Origin of the sequence: Wolbachia endosymbiont of Drosophila pseudotakahashii (assembly GCF_026015925.1) — a bacterium.
Classification (GTDB): domain Bacteria; phylum Pseudomonadota; class Alphaproteobacteria; order Rickettsiales; family Anaplasmataceae; genus Wolbachia; species Wolbachia pipientis.
This window is the reverse complement of sequence record NZ_CP110359.1, coordinates 1,207,501-1,226,182: the sequence shown is the minus strand read 5'-3', so window position 1 is coordinate 1,226,182 and position 18,682 is coordinate 1,207,501. Positions and strand designations below refer to the sequence as shown.

Annotated in this window: 16 protein-coding genes and 1 tRNA gene (1 of these 17 cut by a window edge); all 17 read right to left on the bottom strand. The window is 33.8% G+C overall.

The features are described from left to right. Window positions 1-18: 18 nt before the first annotated feature. Window positions 19-717 (bottom strand): ribonuclease III, encoded by a 699-nt coding sequence (gene rnc / locus ONI09_RS06390; protein ID WP_264705467.1) that lies wholly within the window; start codon window positions 715-717, stop codon window positions 19-21. A 187-nt stretch (window positions 718-904) separates the two neighbouring features. Continuing rightward, window positions 905-1,981 carry a quinone-dependent dihydroorotate dehydrogenase gene (locus ONI09_RS06385; RefSeq protein ID WP_265013997.1) on the bottom strand — a complete coding sequence of 359 codons (1,077 nt, stop codon included), beginning with the start codon at window positions 1,979-1,981 and terminating at the stop codon, window positions 905-907. Between the two features lie 130 nt (window positions 1,982-2,111). Continuing rightward, window positions 2,112-2,183: transfer RNA gene (locus tag ONI09_RS06380), tRNA-Cys, on the bottom strand. Window positions 2,184-2,188: 5 nt separating this feature from the next. Beyond that, window positions 2,189-3,085 carry a class I fructose-bisphosphate aldolase gene (locus tag ONI09_RS06375; protein ID WP_151807527.1) on the bottom strand — a complete coding sequence of 299 codons (897 nt, stop codon included), beginning with the start codon at window positions 3,083-3,085 and terminating at the stop codon, window positions 2,189-2,191. A 58-nt stretch (window positions 3,086-3,143) separates the two neighbouring features. Next, complete coding sequence (locus ONI09_RS06370; protein ID WP_265013996.1) at window positions 3,144-4,154, bottom strand: molecular chaperone DnaJ; 1,011 nt, start codon at window positions 4,152-4,154, stop codon at window positions 3,144-3,146. 58 nt (window positions 4,155-4,212) lie between these two features. Next, window positions 4,213-6,519: an AAA family ATPase gene (locus tag ONI09_RS06365; RefSeq protein WP_265013995.1), complete on the bottom strand. Its 2,307-nt coding sequence runs from the start codon at window positions 6,517-6,519 to the stop codon at window positions 4,213-4,215. Between the two features lie 203 nt (window positions 6,520-6,722). Next, window positions 6,723-7,949 carry a DEAD/DEAH box helicase gene (locus ONI09_RS06360; protein ID WP_458695103.1) on the bottom strand — a complete coding sequence of 409 codons (1,227 nt, stop codon included), beginning with the start codon at window positions 7,947-7,949 and terminating at the stop codon, window positions 6,723-6,725. A gap of 35 nt (window positions 7,950-7,984) precedes the next feature. Further along, the gene (locus ONI09_RS06355; protein ID WP_006279919.1) at window positions 7,985-8,236 is read right to left on the bottom strand and encodes a cold-shock protein; all 252 of its coding nucleotides are present in this window, start codon (window positions 8,234-8,236) and stop codon (window positions 7,985-7,987) included. Window positions 8,237-8,410: 174 nt separating this feature from the next. Continuing rightward, entirely contained in the window at window positions 8,411-9,745 is a 1,335-nt protein-coding gene (locus ONI09_RS06350; protein ID WP_265013993.1) for a TldD/PmbA family protein, read from the bottom strand. A gap of 18 nt (window positions 9,746-9,763) precedes the next feature. Next, window positions 9,764-10,636, bottom strand: coding sequence for an ATP synthase F1 subunit gamma (atpG, locus tag ONI09_RS06345; RefSeq protein ID WP_265013992.1), 873 nt, complete (start codon window positions 10,634-10,636; stop codon window positions 9,764-9,766). 198 nt (window positions 10,637-10,834) lie between these two features. Next, on the bottom strand, window positions 10,835-12,055 hold the full coding sequence (locus ONI09_RS06340) for a heme biosynthesis protein HemY (RefSeq protein ID WP_265013991.1): 1,221 nt from the start codon (window positions 12,053-12,055) through the stop codon (window positions 10,835-10,837). Continuing rightward, window positions 12,052-12,783 carry a hypothetical protein gene (locus ONI09_RS06335; protein WP_038250643.1) on the bottom strand — a complete coding sequence of 244 codons (732 nt, stop codon included), beginning with the start codon at window positions 12,781-12,783 and terminating at the stop codon, window positions 12,052-12,054. The genes ONI09_RS06340 and ONI09_RS06335 overlap by 4 nt, the downstream gene beginning before the upstream one ends. Further along, window positions 12,776-14,005, bottom strand: coding sequence for a lipoprotein-releasing ABC transporter permease subunit (locus tag ONI09_RS06330; protein WP_265013990.1), 1,230 nt, complete (start codon window positions 14,003-14,005; stop codon window positions 12,776-12,778). Before ONI09_RS06330 ends, ONI09_RS06335 begins: the two co-directional genes overlap by 8 nt. A gap of 280 nt (window positions 14,006-14,285) precedes the next feature. After that, on the bottom strand, window positions 14,286-15,494 hold the full coding sequence (locus ONI09_RS06325) for a hypothetical protein (protein ID WP_265013989.1): 1,209 nt from the start codon (window positions 15,492-15,494) through the stop codon (window positions 14,286-14,288). 128 nt (window positions 15,495-15,622) lie between these two features. Continuing rightward, entirely contained in the window at window positions 15,623-16,915 is a 1,293-nt protein-coding gene (locus ONI09_RS06320; RefSeq protein WP_265013988.1) for a sugar phosphate nucleotidyltransferase, read from the bottom strand. A gap of 111 nt (window positions 16,916-17,026) precedes the next feature. Then, the gene (locus tag ONI09_RS06315) at window positions 17,027-18,289 is read right to left on the bottom strand and encodes a hypothetical protein (protein WP_265013987.1); all 1,263 of its coding nucleotides are present in this window, start codon (window positions 18,287-18,289) and stop codon (window positions 17,027-17,029) included. An 84-nt stretch (window positions 18,290-18,373) separates the two neighbouring features. Continuing rightward, window positions 18,374-18,682: the 3' portion of a succinate dehydrogenase, hydrophobic membrane anchor protein gene (gene sdhD / locus ONI09_RS06310; protein WP_265013986.1), read on the bottom strand. It continues 48 nt past the right edge of the window; only the last 309 of its 357 coding nucleotides appear in the window; its start codon lies beyond the right edge, outside the window — the gene reads right to left on this strand; it ends in the stop codon at window positions 18,374-18,376.

Below are 18,682 nucleotides of genomic sequence, written 5' to 3'. Positions count from 1 at the left end.
CATTAATGCCTATTTTGCCTAAACTGAAGCGTCTTTTCCAATTTTTTCTAGCATCAACTCAGCAGCTTTTTGTTCAGCAATCTTTTTACTAGAAGCGCATGCAGAAACTTTACCATAATCTTCTATGCAAACTGATATAGTAAATTCAGGATTATGCGCTGGTCCAGTTTGTTTTACAAGCTCATACTCTGGTAAAGGCAATTTGTTTTTCTGAGTCCACTCTTGCAGTGAGGTTTTAGGATCTTGAGGGGGGTCAAGCATGCCTTTAGCTAGCTTTTCCCAATATTGGATAATAAATTTTTCAACATTTTCAAGCCCGCCATCAATATAAATTGCACCTATTAGTGCTTCAAGCGAGTTTTCTAAATTTTTTAAGTTACTTCTCCCTCCATTGCAGCGTTCACTATTATTCATGATGATAAAGCTGCCTAATTTTATTTCTTTAGCAACATTAGCAATGGTGTTGCCACAAACTAAATCCGTCTTTCTTTTTGCCAATGCTCCTTCTTTTTCTTCAGGAAATAGTTTAAACAGTGTGGCAGATACAACCATATTCAAAACACTATCGCCCAAAAACTCTAGTCTTTCGTAGCTTACAATCTGGTTTTTGCTATTCCTTTTATTTACGCTTGGGTGAGTTAGTGCCTCTTCTAATATTGCATAATTTGTAAATTTATAATCAATGATCTTAGATATTGCATCATTCAAACTCTTCATACCCATTATTTAAAAGAATAACACTTCCTACCACACCTTTATACCAAAGAATTAGTTTTGTTTTATTAAAATAATACCAACAACTTCCAAAATATACAGTTTAATAGACTTCTTGCATAACCATTATTTGAATAATGATTCATCGATGTTATTCCATTGTCGGCTACTTAGGTGACAGAGAAGATGTTTAATGTATACAACCCACCACCTCACTAATGTTACTAAATCCATCTCTCCTTATTAGTTCTGCAAGTTCTAGATTAATTTTGTTTACAACTTGAGGTCCGTGGTATATGAGAGCAGTGTACAACTGCACCAAAGAAGCTCCTGCCTTTATTTTTTTATATGCATCAGCACCACTTGAGATTCCTCCGCATCCTACCAACAATATTTTGCCCTTAGTAAGTTTGTACATATCGCTCAATAACTCGGTTGAAAGTTTAAACAGCGGTTTGCCACTCAACCCACCACTCTCGTTGTGGTGGGAATGTAAGTTATTCCGACTGATCGTAGTGTTGCTCACTGTTAATCCGTCAATCTTATATTCCAACGCAAGCTCAGCGATATTTTCTTTCGTTTGCTGATCTATATCTGGTGAGATTTTTAATATTATTGGTATGGATTTAGAATTATCAATTGATTTCCTGGTTAGAGTTACGGATTTCAACAATTCCGATAATTCTTGCTTATTGTGCAGATTGCGTAAATTAGGCGTGTTTGGGGATGAGATGTTCAGCACTATATAATTGCTTTTTCCATATACTATCTTTATTAAGTCAACATAATCGCTGATTTGGTCCTTTGATGTACTGTTTTTTCCTATGTTGATGCCAAAAATGCAGTCATCAAGCTTGGTTTTATCTATTTGTTTAAGAAAGTAGTCTATTCCTTTATTGTTAAATCCCAATCTGTTAATTACCCCTTGATCTTTAATTAACCGAAAAATTCTTGGTTTTTTGTTTCCATATTGTGGATTACGAGTTACAGTACCAGTTTCAATAAATCCAAAACCAAATGAAAGCATAGGCCTTATAACTTCTGCATTCTTGTCAAAACCTGCAGCCAGACCCACGGGGCTTCTGAGCTTATTACCAAAAAAATTCACACTCAAAGATTCTGGTAGCTCTATAGGTTTTCTATAAGGCATTTCCTTTAATGCCATAATTGCCAAAGAGTGAGCAACCTCGGGCGATAGTAAAAACAATAAATCACGTAATATCATTTTGTAAAACACTTTGCTTATTTTTAGTTTATTTTTTACCATGAAACGCTATAAGAGTATAACCATAACTTGAAAAGAAATTGATTTTACTTATGAATAATTTTCTCTATAGGTTACACACTTAAAGCTACTGTTGAATTGAGCAACTTTTACAAGATATAGAAAATGAAAGAGGCCGGGACCGGAATTGAACCGGTATAAAAGGATTTGCAGTCCTCTGCATAAGCCATTCTGCCACCCAGCCGTTTTTTATGTGTAGATATCCATTATATCTTTTAGCATAGATAAAGCTTCCTCCCTTTTGCGTTGGAAAGTGTTACGTCCAATGATTGAACCATTACCACCACCCTGCTTAATTTCTTTCGCTTCATTGCATATGTCATTCACTGATTTCGACTCGCCACCAGAAAAAACTACTATTCTTTTTCCTGCAAAACAAGATCTTTTAACATATTCAATTCTTTTAGGTAATGATTCAATATTTTCTGTTTCTATTTTCTCCCTTTCCAAATATTTAGTTGGAAGTTTTACTTTTATTATATTAGCGCCAAGCAAAGCTGCCATGTGTGCAGCATAGGCAATAACATCAACCGCTGTTTCACCTTCTTTGGAAATTCCTTCACCGCGTGGATAAGACCATAACACTACTGCAAGCCCATAAGATTTGGCTTCAGCTACGATTTCACGGGCTTCTTCCATCATATCGAAACACTTAGCAGAACCAGGATATATAGTAAATCCAACAGCCAAGCAGCCCAAACGCAGTGCATCTTTCACAGAAGAGGTTATTGCTTGATCAGAAGTCAGATTCTTCGAATGTAAGGAGTTGGAACTATTAAGTTTCAAAATAAGTGGGAGCATTCCAGCATAAGTTGAAGCACCAGCTTCAATCATACCAAGTGGAGCAGCATATGCACTTACTCCCGAATCAACTGCAAGCTGAAAATGATAATGTGGGTCATAAGCATCAGGGTTAACTTCAAAACTTTTTATTGGCCCGTGTTCAAACCCTTGGTCTACAGGGAGAATTACTAATTTGCCAGTGCCGCCAAGCTTTCCATGCATGAGAATACGAGTAAGATTTGCTTTTACCCCGGGGTTTTCACTTTCGTAGTGGTTTAAGATTTGTCTTATTTCTTTACTCATTAACGCTATGAAGTTCATTTAAAGTATAGCAAAAACCACAGTTGAAGCAAAGATCTTTTTATGGTTCTTGTCCTGCAGGTGTACCTAAAGATGTAACGTTAGGATTGGTGGTGTGCTGTTGTGGCTTTTTTTGGATTAAATCTCTAAAATACATTTTGACAATAGGAAGAACAAGTGGCATAAGCACTAGCTTGTAGTCATACCATGTAAATTTTTCTTTATAGCTAAATTTTGCATCTTCTTCATATAAGCGCTGAATGCAATGTTCACTATATAGTTCAGATGCCTTTGTAAAAGTTCTAAGTAAAGCAATAAGTAATAAATCCAATGCTAAATTAATCATCAGCATTGTTCCATATTGAGCAGGCCAGCCATTTTGTGCTACCTCTGACACTAGACCACATATAGCAAATGTTGCTGCGATACATATCACATAATTATCAGCAGCAATAAGTAGATTGTATCTTCGATTTAATCTATCCAGATTTTCCTCTTGTGAACCTTTTTGTTTACTTGCTGCATAAATAATACCACAAAAGGATATAATAAATAACAACGGCCAAATCCCTATGCTAAATGCATAAAATTGATAAGCGATGCTTTGCACCGTGCCACTATTAGCAAGTTGCGATAAGCAATACTCAACTTTCAGCGATGGAGTAGACACCGCATTTGCTAATATAAAAAATAAAAGTGCTCTATTTATAGCTTTGCTTCTACGTGATAATATTCCATAAATTTTTGTTTGCCTCCTCCGTTCTTCTTCACTTGATAGCCTTTCATATTGACTAGGAGTTTTTCCTTCTTTTAAAGCGTTGAGATGCTTCTCTAGCTCTTTTTTATCTGCACTAAGTTTTTGAAACTTTTCTGTAGCTATCTTTTTCTTCTCTTCATCTTTTTCTTTGTCAGGGTGGCACTTTAATGAAAGCTTTCTAAAGCTCCGTTCAACTAACTTGAGTATATCGTCAAACTCCTGGCTTATTACTTCTTCTGCTTTTATTTCTAGTCTTGAAAATAAATTCTGTAAGTCGCGATTACTGTAATACTGATTTCTAGTTAAACTTGCCACTATAGCCTCATTATTCTTAAAATAAGTATACTATCAGTGTAATAAAAAAACAAGAATTTCAAACTATATCAAAAGCAATTTTATTTTCTACTTTATTCATATGAATTCTTAATTTCTTTCCTTTTATTAATTTACGATTCAGTATTTCTTCCGCTAAGTAACTTTTTATCTCTTTTTCAATAAGTCTCTCTATCGGACGTGCTCCCATTTCCTTACTATAACCTGTTTGTGCAAGATAAGATTTCACTTCATCTTCTACCAAGCAGTTTATGCCTTTTTGCGTCAGCTGCTTTTTCAGTTCCTGAATAAATTTATCTACAATATGCAGAATTATATCCGCATTTAAGTCAGAAAAAGAAATAATCGCATCAAGACGATTACGAAATTCAGGGCTAAAAACCTGTTCTATCGCTTTTTCACTATCACCAGTGTTAAATTTTTTATGCCCAAAGCCAACAAAACTTTTGCTGCGTTCAGCTGCTCCTGGATTAGTTGTCATAATTAAGATTATATTGGAAAAGTCAACTTTACGTCCGTAAGTGTCTGTAACACAACCATAATCCATAATTTGTAGCAATATATTATAGATATCGCTATGGGCCTTTTCAATTTCATCAAGCAACACAACACTATATTGATTGTTAGATACAGACTCTGTGAGTAATCCACCCTGATCATAACCTACATATCCAGGAGGAGAACCAATCATCCTTGATATCGTATGAGACTCAATATATTCGGACATATCAAAGCGTATAAGATTCATGCCCATGCTTTCTGCTAATTGTTTTGCTAGCTCGGTTTTACCAACACCGGTTGGCCCTGCAAAAAGATAATTTGCTAAAGGCTTATTGTAATTTCTCAACCCAGATTTAGCAATTTTAATAGAATTAACAAGAGATTCTATTGCCTGCTCTTGGCCAAAAATCACCTTCTCTAGATTAGCTTTTAAAGACTTTACTTTCTGCAAATCATCAGATTCAGATCCGCAAGGCACATTTGTAATTCTAGTAATGGTATTCTTAATATCTCTACTATTTACAATTTTACCCCTGTTTCTTAGCAATTTACAATATGCCCCTGCCTCATCAATAACATCAACCGCTTTATCAGGTAATATTCGCCCAGTAATATACTTATGCGAAAGTTCAGCCGCAGACCTAATGGCATTCTTTGTATAATATACTCCATGATACCCTTCATAGTAGTGCTTTATACCATCTAGTATCTTTATCGTTTCATTAACAGAAGATTCTTTAACATTAATTTTTTGAAACCTTCTCGCTAGTGCTTTATCTTTTTCAAAACTAGCGCTGTATTCTCTATATGTGGTTGCACCTATACAACGCAGTGTACCTCTTGCAAGCGCAGGTTTGAGTAGGTTACCTGCATCAAGAAAGCTAGCACTTGTAGAACCTGCTCCAATGATAGTGTGTATTTCGTCAATAAAAAGGATAGCACCTGGTTTTGCCTCAATCGCTTTTATTATAGATTTTATTCTCTCTTCAAAATCACCTCTATAGCGTGTCCCTGCAAGGAGTGATCCTAAATCCAAAGCATAAATTATACTGGACCTGAGCGCACTTGGAACACTGTTTTCAATGATTTTGAGTACCAAACCCTCAACTATTGTGGTTTTGCCAACACCTGGATCTCCAACATATAAAGGGTTGTTTTTTCTACGCCTCAATAATATTTCTATAGTGCGATTTAATTCATAATCACGACCAATAACATAATCTATTTTTTTGCTTCTTGCATAGTCATTTAAATTTTTACAATAACTTTGTAGAATTTCCTCATCTTTTAGTAGCTCACCTTTATTTACTGTAGTAGGAGCATCATTATTTTTATCAAGTTTTACTTTATGATTAGTGGTGTATTCATCTATATCGTTAGAGTATTTCATGTTAGATATGTGGTAAATCAAATTGGAATCTTTCGCACTTTGTTTCTGCAATAGATCTTCAACGTATAAATCTTGCCCAGACAAAATTTCTACTAGAACACTTGCTCCATTTATTTCTTTTTTCCCCAAGCTATGAGCCCGTATTATTGCTCTGTGTATTATGCATTGAAACATTGAGCTAGGTTTAACTCCACTGATAATCAATTCAGAACTGCTTTGTAAAAACCCTTTTATATTATTATTATAATCATTAGCCTTAATATTGCATCTTGATAGAATGTTATCCATACTGATGATTTCATCGGCTCTGATATTACATCTTGATAAAACGTAATTTACATCCACGTCTTTAGTTAACACCAGCAATAAATGTTCTACTTTCGCATATTTAAGATTAAAATTAGAAGCAATGAATAGTGCTCTATTCAAACTTGCCTCTAAGTTTTTGGAAATCATCTCTTATTCTCTTTAAAAGTGGGAACTCATATATAATGAACAGCACACAATTATTAAAAAAATTGAAATCCAGCAGTTCGCTGTAGCCAATTTGAATCCCACTCTGGATCTACGTCATAGCACCGCAATATCTCAGCATAGATTCCGCTAATGAGTAGCGGAATGACGAGTTTTACGCTTATCAAATTGTAGGTAAATCCTATTTAATACGCTTTTTCTAGTACTCTGCTTTTCTTCTTAAATGCATTGATCTTTTTTCTACCGTATTTAGTCTTTAACGTACTTGGCCTTTTAAAGACCTTTTTGCTGTTACGTTTTTTAAATTGCACACTACAATCAAAATTTAGCTCTCCTTCTTTGTCTGCCAGTGCAGGCAGTCTTCTCTTATCTTGAGGTGTAACAAAAGATAGCGCATACCCTTCAGCTCCAGCGCGTGCAGTTCTACCTATACGATGAATATAGTCAGCTTGCGATTGTGGTGCATCATAATTGATAACATGTTGAATGTGGGGAATATCAAGGCCGCGAGAAGCAACATCTGTTGCAACCATGATTTGATTACGGCCACGACGAAAAGAATTAATGACCCTTTCGCGCTTGTGCTGCCTTAAATCACCATGAATTGCTAAAGCGCTATAGTCATCTTTGTGCAACCTGTTAGCTAGCTGATCCGCTCCTCGCTTTGTTTTGACAAAGATAATGATTGATCCTTCGCGCTGACATAGTTGTGTAACAAGCTTTTCATATTTTTCTGATTCTGATGCATAAACAATTTCTTGCTTAATTTTTACAGAAGTTGTAACCTCACAATCAACAGAAATACGTTCTGGTCGATTAAGGTACTTCTCAGCAAGTTTTACTATATCTCCAGGAAGAGTTGCAGAAAACATAAGAGTTTGCCTTATTTTAGGCAAATGCTTCATAATTTCTTCAATCTGAACTCCAAAGCCCATATCAAACATACGATCCGTTTCATCAAGCACAAGAACGCTAACATTGCGAGTAATCAAAGTTTTACGCTCAATATGGTCTATAATACGACCAGGAGTACCTATTACAATTTGTGGTTTTTTCTGAAGCTGATTTAGCTGCCTAAAAATAGGCTCGCCACCAATCAACAAAGCGACCCTTAGTGCAGAATTTTGAGATAAGAGTTTTCTTATCTCATTTGTTACCTGATGCGCAAGCTCTCTGGTTGGCACGATGACTAAAGCTGAAGCAGTGTTAGGCTCATTCAGCAACTTAGCAACCAACGGAATAGCAAATGCTAAAGTTTTTCCAGTTCCCGTTTGAGCAGATCCAAGAATATCTTTACCTTGTAGCGCTAAGGGAATCGCTTGTATTTGAATCGGAGTTGGGACGAAAAGATTATTTTTATCTAGAGCTTGTCTAAGCGAAGCTGGGAGACCCATCTCATGAAAATTATTCACAATACGTTAATCCTGTTAAAAGACTTCATAATAAATTAATCTTCCAATCTTAAATTTATTGCAGATTTTTTATCTTCTCCGTTTCTACCGCGCTCCTCTTTAACCTCATAACTCACCCTTTCTCCTTTTATTCCCTTCTCTTTATTCTCTCCTTTAAGTGCCTCAGGTCTTATTCCCGAACGTTCCAATGTGCTAATATGCACAAAAACGTCACCCCCTTTACCTTCTGGCTTGATGAAACCATAGCCTTTTTCGGCATTAAACCATTTTACATTACCAAATTCCATTTAAACAACTCCTAAATTATTAACTAACATTACTAATGTGATGAAAAACTTTGAAATTACGATTGAGAATGCTTTAAGCTTAGATATTGAAACTAAACCTTTATACTCCATAGTCTATTCTTAACATTACATGACAATAATACATAATTGTTGTACTTGATGCAAATAAATTTTTTAATCGTTAAGCGAACCTGCAACCGTCATTTCGCTAACTTTAATCGTTGGTGAATTAAATTGCCCACAAAAAGTTAGATCATCTGCAACGACTAAATTGCTAAACATATCCTTCAAATTGCTAGCAATGGTAATCTCATGTATTGGATACGTTATTTTTCCATTTTCTATAAAAAATCCGGAAGCGCCTTGGCTGTAATCGCCATTGATTAAATTGACACCAAAACCAAATAAATCAGTTACATATATTCCCTCTTTCACTTCCTGAATTAATTCTTCAAACGATACATCACCATTCTCAATGTAGAGGTTACTAGCTGCAGGAATAACTGCAGCATTACTTGCACGAGTTGCACTTCCGGTTGTTTCTGAGTCTAATTTTCTAGCCGAGTATAAGTCTAAAATCCAATTTTGTAATATTCCGTTTTTTACAAATATATTTTTCTTGCTAGTTATCCCTTCTCCATCAAATGGTCTAGATGCTATGCCTCTTGGCAACAATGGATCATCGATAATATTAATTCTATCGTTGAAAATCTGAGCGTTTAAACTACCCCTCAAGAAAGAACTGTTGCTTATAATACTGCTCCCATTTATAGCAGAAGCAAAACTTTTTACTAGCCCTTTTGCTGCTCTTTTTTCAAAAATAACTGGAAATTTACCAGTTTTCATTGTACGTGAATTCAATTGATCAACTGCTCTTTTTGCTGCTTCTTTTCCCATTAACTCTGGCAACTTTAAATCACTAAAATTACATGCTATATCATAATCGTAACCAACCTTCATTTCACTTTCTCTTCCAGCAACAACAGAGACCTGATTAGCAAAGGTTGATTTACTAAACGAGCCAATAAAACCAGAAACAGTCGATAATACTGTATTCACTAAAGCGTATGAAGAAGAGGCCCCTTCAGAGTTAGTGATACTCTTATGTGCAAGGGCTGAATTTTCTGCAGCTTCAGCAATTTCTTTTAGGTTATCAACGGTTACAACATTATTATCTGGGATACTTAAATCTGCAGAAGAGATATAATTACTACCATTTACAGCAAAATTAATGCAAGAATCTTCTGGCGCATTCTTTGCCATTTCTACCACTTGGCTTACTGTATCACTCAGATTATTCAAATCGTTTGTAGAAATATACGCAGCTTTGTTTTTACCTGCTATAGCTCTGATTCCTACAGTGCAATTTTTAGATTGTGATATTTGCTCAATTTTTGATAGACGCTGAGAAACTGAAGTCTTATTAGTTTCATATATTGTAACTTCCGCATCTTGATTTTGCTTTTTTATTAGTTTAGTAATATCTGCTGCAATATTTAATATATTCATTTTCTATTCCTTAGATTTCTATAAAGATTCTGCACCACCTATAACTTCAATTAAATCAGTCGTAATCGCTGCTTGACGAGAACGATTATAAAGCAATGCTAATTTGTTCAGTATCTCTTTAGTGTTTCTGTTTGCTGATTCCATAGCAACCATTCTAGCACTATTCTCACTCGTTGCACTTTCAAGTAAAGCAGAGTAAAGAGCAATTACAACGTAATCTTGAACCAAAGATTTTAAAATAAATTCAATATTTTGTGGTTCATACTCATAGCCGTAATCTGTTGTTGGACCAGCCAGAGAGCTATCAATCAAGGATGAGTCTTTACTCCATGGTTTTATTGTTTCCAACATTGGTTTTTGCGTGAAGGTATTATAGAATTTACTATAAAAAACTTTAACTTTATCGTATTTACTTAAATCTATACCATCAACCAAAGCTTCTACGTGCTTTAACGTGATTCCCTTACTATTTTCAATTTTTAAGATACTTTTAGAGTCAAATCTATTTTTACCTACATCAAAAGCTTTTTTACCAAGAAATACAATATCTACTTTTTTGCCATTTGCGATTGACTTATTTACATGCTCTTGACTAAATTTGACAATAGAAGAGTTAAAGTTGCCGCACAAGCCACGATCAGACGCAATAATGAATACTAGGTAAGAACCGTCGTTACTGACATTTAGAATTTTTGCCAGTAATTCTTGATCAACTGATAGCATTAATGAAAAAATAATGTTATGCAGCTTAGATACATATAATTTTGAACTTAATAACTTCTTTTGGCTTTGTAACAACTTTGCTGCAGAAACCATTTGCATTATTTTCGTGGTTTTCTGTACAGACCTAATATTCTTAATTCTTAAGGATAATTCCTTTAAGCTCTTCATTTTGTATACAACCCTGATTTGTTAAAATATATAACTGTTAGTGTCTAAAAGCAAGTTTTTTTGACATTAAAACCAAGTCTAGCTAAGAAACTTGCAGGTTTATTGTTTGGAGATAAGGATTATATTAAGAAAGTGCTCTAACTTCAGCAATATCAATGTGAAAGTAGCCTAATGGTAATTTCTACACTTTGTGGAATTTTATAATATATAATAAACACAATTAAAACTATTACAACTTGAACACTTATGATCCCATTGTTCTAGTTCCCTGTTACAATTTTTACATTTCCAGCCTGGATCAGGCAAAGCTTCTGAGCCCATCTTGTTTAGCCAATAAATTACCTTGTCGTGTTCTTGCAATGTAACCTTGAGTTGTATTACAATAAAGTAGATTGACATGTAATTAGCTTTTTTCATAGCAGTGTCTAAATATTGACTTGCAAGATCATATTTACCTGAACTCATTGAGGACAAAGCAAGTAAACAGTAACTAAAATAATAATCAGGGCGTAAGTTGTATAGTCTTTCAGCACCTTTACTATTTAAATTGATGTACATTTTAGATGACTGAGGAGTAGGATTTACTGTATACTCTACCTCTAGCACTGCAGAAGCTTTTCTGATTTTTCCAAGTTTAATATATAATTCTGCCTTTAAATAATTGATGGGCTGAAAAATTGCACTATAACGTTGTGCTCTAAATAAAGACTTTATAGCCTCCTTAAAATTTCCTTTACTTTCATATTGCTTTGCTAAAGCGCAATAAAACACTGCAAAGATTTCTTTATGATCAAAGGGGAGAAAAATATTGGACTTAACTGCTTCCTTCAACCTCAAAATTGCATTAATCCAATCTTCTTTCAATATGCAATGCTCTATTTGAAAGGGAATAGATAGCATTTTATCGTTAATTGAACTAGAGCAATATTCTATAAATTTTTGAAAGACTACTTTTTCTTGTTTGAGGTGGACAATCAGCTTATTGGCTAGAAGTAGAGCTAAGTTACGATTTTTATTTGCAATATTTGTTAAACCGTTACTGAAAAAGCTGTAATTTCCCGTCTTACCTGAGTTAAAGAGCTTTATTAAAGACAACCTATCGCTCTCCTCACTCAGACTTTTAACTAGCTTTTGGGCATTCTCTATATTGTCTAAGTCTATGCTAAAGAAAGCTTCAAAGAGAAGCAATTCTTCCCTATCCCTTCTTCTATTTCTTATGTTGGCAAATGTTGATGAAATGGAGGAAAAAAAGCGTACAAGTGTAATTAATAAAAATAATAAAACTACACAAGTAAAAATAATGAAATATAGATCAATACTTATAGTGTAATTGCCTAATTCCAATTTTATTACTTCACCACTTACCTTGACCCATATACCAAATAAAAACGAAAAAGCGAAAATTATAAAATAAATCATGAGATATATTGTAATAAGTGATGATATATTGTTGAAATATTCTTAGAAGCTACAATAAAACCATTCAATTTATTCAGCCATGGCTTGAATTCTGAATGCGTTAAATTGCTTACTGTAACAGTTATATTTTGCCAATCATTATCATTTATTGACTCCTCAATTTCTGCGAATTTTACTCTTAATGGATCATTTCGGTCGTCTACCTTTATCCAGTTTGAAATGATTTTTTTAGATAATGTACTTTTGTTGTAATCGATAGTATCAATAGTTTTTTCAAAAGATAACTTCAATTCGTGTAAGGTATTTATCTCTTTCAAATTTTCTAATTCATCTACTGCATTTTCTATCTCTGGATCGTCAAGCTCTGATATCAAAGGCTTTATTGAATTTATATGGTTATCAAATTTTGCTTCTCGCAATAACGAATTCTTCATTTTAACCACAAGTAATAGCAATTTTGCAAGGTTCTTACATCTTGAGTTATTATCACCTTGCTCACATTGAGTATGCTGACTTCTCTTGAGGTCAAATATCTTTTTTTCTATTCTAGATTGATTAACTTCAAGCAACATTCTAAATTCATCCATGTTTTCCGTTAAAGCTTTCACATTGTTTTCACTCTCTTGCTGATTTATTTTTAAAAAGATTATGTTATTTATTGTGATGTAACCGGTAAATAACAATACAATTAAGAACCAACCTATGTACTTTTGCTGAGTATCATTCATAACGTAGTATCTCCGCAGGATCTTGTGCAGCTGCCTGCAACGCAGGAGCAATTGTCGCTAAAAATGATAAGAGTAACGCAAGTGCAGAAATATTTACTACGTCTTGGGGTACTAATATCACTGGCAAACTTGAAAAAAAGTATATCATAGGATCAAACAGCTTGACGTTAGTAATGTTTTCTAAAAACACTCTAATGCTTTCGATATTGAGAGAAAAAACGACACCTATAATACAGCCAAGACAAGTTCCCGTAAAACCGATTAATAGACCACAAGCGCAAAATATACGCATAATGCTTCCACTTGTTGCACCAAATGTACGCATAATTGCAATCGCGGATTTCTTTTCTTGCACTATCATCATTAAATTTGAGATAATATTAAACGCTGCTACAACTATAATCAAAGTGAGAATTAAAAACATCACATTTCTTTCAGTGTTTAAAGCACTAAAATAATGGCTTTGCTGTGATTGCCAACTTTCAGCTTCCATTCCTATTTCTTTTTCTATAGCATCTGCCAGCTTATCAGCTCTAGTAACGTCGTCTACAAGTACTTCTATATTTTTTATGCTATTTTTATAATTAAAAAAGGCTTGTGCTGATTTTAGAGGCATATATATCAAGGTATTATCATACTCAAACATACCCATATCAAATATTGCTATAACTTTATATTTTTTCATTCGCGGCATTTCACCAAGTAATGCATCAAATTCTTCAGATGATATAAACGTAATTTCGTCGCCATAGTCAATGTTCAAAACTTCTGCTAAGCGTGCTCCTATTATTATCCCTTCATCAAATTTTTTTACATCACCTATAATTACATTATTTGTAACGGCAGTACTATCCAGCAAATCTTTAGTTGACACACCTCGCACTACGCTACCTGCAATTTTACCATTTGCTACAATAATAACTTGATCATTGGTCATAGGAGTAGCTTTTAATATACCAGGAATTCTCTCAATAGATTTTGAAACTGCGTAGTAATCTGAATTTATGTTCCTATCAAAATAAACGTTAATATGGCCATCAATGCCAAGTATTGAGTCAAGCAACTTTGCTCTGAATCCGTTCATCACAGACATCACCACTATTAGTGTTGCAACTCCAAGGGCAATGCCGATAATAGAGAACAAAGTCATGATAGAGCAAAACCTGGCATTTCTTGCTCGCAAATAGCAAGCAGCCATAGTAATTTCAAAGGCAATGGACATTACAAAATATTTTGAGGTTAGACATTATATTTTTGAAACTTCGTATAATTGTAGACTTTTCTTTATTTAAAAACTAGAGATTTTTGCTTCCTTAAATTTAGCAGACTTATAGAGTATCTTTAACATTAGAATTTCAAAATCTTCCATATACATCATCCAACCTCACTATATCATTATCAGATAAATGCTCTCCTATCTGAAATTCAACTATTTCAAGTGGAGAGCTTGTGCTTTTATAATATAGAAAAAATCAAGAATATTATTGGGTTTATTCAATAAGTTATAATTCTTTCCTTCCATAATTTTCAAATTGTACAACTAGTTGCTTTACATTTACATCTGTGAGAAGAGCATTTTTGCTAACATGAGGTCTCGGATCAGATTTTGCTGATAAGGGATTCATCTGAGATATTTCATCCCTCATTGGAAATAAGCGAGATTGGGAAGCAACTTTTGGTGATGGCCTAGTTTTTTTCTCCACATCTATATTCACTTGTGCAACAGGAGGGGTCCTGCTTTCAATAGTTTGCGCATTAGGACTTTCTTTTGCTTGATTTTGTTTGAATTTTTTTCTTATCTCTTGTACTTTAATATCGATATTATAATTAATTTCTTTTTCCATAGAAGATACTACCATTTCTAGCTTTGTGCTTGATTTTTGATCAGTATGACCTAACTTTTTAAGTTTTAGTGGTAATTCAGGTTTATCTTTAGTTGATTTAGGAACAGTTCCTACTACTTTTGGTTTTTGTCTAACTTCTTGACCAGCAGTAAACATTTTTTTTGGCAATGGGGGTGCTATTGATGGTTTTGGCAATATTGGAGGTTTAGATTGTTGTTTTTGTTTAAGTTCTCTTTTTGCTTCCATATGTTCTTTAGGAACTGTTACATAAATTAGCTCTTCTCTAGGCGATTTTGAACTTTGTGAATTTTCTGTTAAAATTTCACTCTTCTTCTCTTGATAATTTGATATCTCTTTGTATCCAGGCTTTTCATCTAATGAATTTCCATGGCCTGAATCATTATAATTAACTTCTACTTGTCTATCTTCTTTTAGAAAACTGCGTTCTGGCTTTTCTGGAGCTATTGCAATATTTCCTCTTTCAACTTGCTCCAAACCTGAAATTTTACGATAAGCCTCTAGATATTCAAAGATTGTCATTGAAGTAGGAGGAGGTAATTTATCAATAAAACTACTTATATTCTTAACTGGAACATTTCTTCCCGAGATTCTATTCAATACTTCCTTTAATATCTTAAGACCTGATGGCTTTCCATTCATCGATTTTACATAATCAATTGAGTCACTACGTATAACAAACTTAGCTACATCTTCTGCCTTATCTGTAAAACGCTTTAATGCCTGAGATAAATCCCTTACCGTTTTATTATAATGTCTAATAGTTACTAACTCATCTCTTGCTTTTATAGCTTCTTTAAGGAAACCGAGATTTTCTCTATAATTGTCACTTTTAAATGGATCCTTCATATTAATTACAACTCATTATTTATTAAAATATGGGTATAGGTTTAAAATATTAAGATTTAGTAAATATTATTTTTTACATAAAGCAGCTATACCCATATTATAAATTGCCAACAAATGCATTTATGGCGTTACCATATTCTTCCATATACATCATCCAACCTCACTATATCATTATCAGATAAATGCTCTCCTATCTGAAATTCAACTATTTCAAGTGGAGAGCTCGTGCTTCTATTTTCAATCCTATGGGAAACTTTCCTTGGAATTTCTATCATATGATCTTTTGCTATAGCGTATTCTTTGTCGTCTAAACTAACATACCCAACTCCTGATAGCACTATATGGTATTCATCTCTATAGTGATGGAATTGCTTAGAAGTGCAGCTTAATGGATTTATAAAAAGATATTTTATAAGAAAATTTTCGCTCATTAAAATTATACTACAAAATCCCCATGGTTTAACTTCTTTCCTTATCGCCTTTACTTTCTTAACTTTATGAATAAATGAAATTAGACTTTTGCTTGGTTGCTTACAAGCTCCACCCAATAAATTTTTATTACTTTCTGTCGTTGAAACTGGTTCTTTTTCTCTAATCACATGCTGAAATGACACCGGTTCTTTACTAAACTTCTCACTCAATTCTAAAACCGAATTCCAAGTTCCAACATCCAACCAATCGAAATTAGCTTCTATCATTGCAACGTTTTTTGCTTTTTCCATCACCAAGTAATCAATAGATATGCCTTCAATTCCTGCAAAATCTCGTTGTTTTAAATATAGAAATCTCTCTTGCGGTGTGAAATGTTTAAAACATGAATTGTAAAGATTCGGGGCAGATTTTTTGATCTCATCTATGTAGCGTTTTGCTTTAAACACAAATATTCCAGAGTTCCAATAATGATCGTTACTTAACTTACGCTCGGGTTTTTCTGTAAAATCTTTCACTATATGACATTTTTCTTTCTGATCATATACTGCATTTATATAGCCGTATTCAGAATTGAATTCATGAGGCTTAACCCCAAAAGTAACTATAGAGTCAGCCTCAGAAGCTAACTTAGACGCTTTCTCAACGGAAGCATAAAAATTATTCAAATCACCTATAAAATGGTCTGAAGGCAGAATTAACATTATCTCATTTTCATTGCAGAGAAGCGCAGCAATTAATATCGCTGCTGCTGTTCCAATTTTCACTGGTTCGAAAATCACTTTATATTCTTGCAGCGCATGCAACTCCTTCTTCACTAACGACTCGTACTGTATATTTGTGGCAATTATGGGTGGCATATAACCACTTTTTAGCCTCAATAAAGTGTTGTGAAACATAGTGTTATGGCTAAATATTTTTTGAAATTGCTTTGGCCTGAATAAAGGCCAAAGTCTACTGCCACTACCACCACACAATATTACAGGGCGCATTTAGTTAAGATATTAATTAAATAATTAATATCTTATACTGAGGGCAAAATACATGCAAGTTTTTGTTGTAAAATGATTAAATAGAGGGTAGGTATCAATTTAAAGTAATGGCTAAGGAGAGTGAGTGTGTGTAGCGCCTTGCCCTTTCTGTAAATTCCTCTCATTTTGTAATTTCTTAACATGACCTTTGCTTTTATCACTTAATATTTCATTACCCTTATTTTGTTCTTCCTCAGGACTCTTTAGTATTTCATTACTCTTGCTGACTCCTTTATCATTCCCTTGTTTCTTCAAGTCTTTTTCAATATCTGGCCTCCTAGCGTTAAGCTCATCCCATGTGCCCACTATACTAAGTGGCTTATGATCCTTTTGCTCTGGCTTTAGCCTTTCTTCACCTTTAATAACATTAAAGTCACTTTTTGCTTCTTCCCAACATCCTTTCAATTGGTGTTTCCACATAGTGAAGTAAGCATCACCATACTTTTTCTTATCCGCTACAAATAATAAAACTGGAGCCTTAAGTATGGTAGCTACCATATTTACTGAATTCTTCACTGCCATCGCAGGGGTGAACAAAAGATAGCCAAAAGACTTTGCAATTGGGTTTTGTTTGCTTATTAAATGCTCCCCTAACTTTATAGGAAGAGAAGTCAACAATTTAGTACAAACTTTAGCCAAGCTTGTAGCAAAAACGATAGGAACAGATATAAGACTTTTATCTAGCTCTAGATTACCATTCTGATCTCTAATTTCTGAAAAATGGGTGCTTAGCTTCTTGTAATCACTAGTGTATAATAATTCTCCATTTCTTCCTTTTTCATCAACAACTTCCTGAACTTTACCTTCTTTATTTTTTACCTCTTTAGTTAGCACAGAAGAATTAGTTAATTCAAATGGATATTGAGGATCCTTAGTTTTTTCAGCTTCAAAAATTGGCACGTGTTTTTTCAAATCCATTCTCGAAAAGCCTAATGGCTCAAAATATGACTTATGCAACTCATTTATCGGAATTTTCTTACCCTGATTGTCTATATAATTGATAGTAAAATAAGATCTATCATTATCTTTATCTTTGGTAACTAAAGATAATCTGAAACTTGGTTGTTCTCCATTCTCATCTTTTTGACCATACAAAAGTTTATAGGTTGGATTTTTATCTTTATCTAGTATAGCATTTCCATGCATATCCCTATTTTCTATGATTTTAGCAGACTGTACAATTTGATCATAATTTTTTGGATACTGGCATTTCCTTGCATCATACATCATTACCTTTCTAAGGTCTTCGACGTAAACTTGAGATTCAGGTGAAGTAAGCAGACCTTTTGCTTTAAGTGTAAGATCTATTGCTCCCTTTTTTAATGCTTCAAACATATTGTCAAACCAAAATCGCTATAATGCTATAGTTCAATAATAAAACTAGTACACTAATAACATATTAACACAGCACCGGTGATTTTACAAGAAAATATGCCTGTAGAAGATAAAGATTGTAAAAGCGAGGGTTATATAAGTAATGCTTGATAAGTACTTTATGCATGTAATTGTAAAAATCCTCAAAGGTACGCTGTGTATATAATCTTCGCATACTACCTGCATTCCAAGAACTGCGTGCCAAAAAATGCAAAACAACAATACAACAAAAAATAAAAGCTCTAGAGGGTGATTAATAAATTTTTCACTAAAAGACAAAGAGCTATCAGTATAAAATGTGCAACAAAATGAATAGATAAACCAAGGAAACAGGAACAGTAAAATTACCGCAGA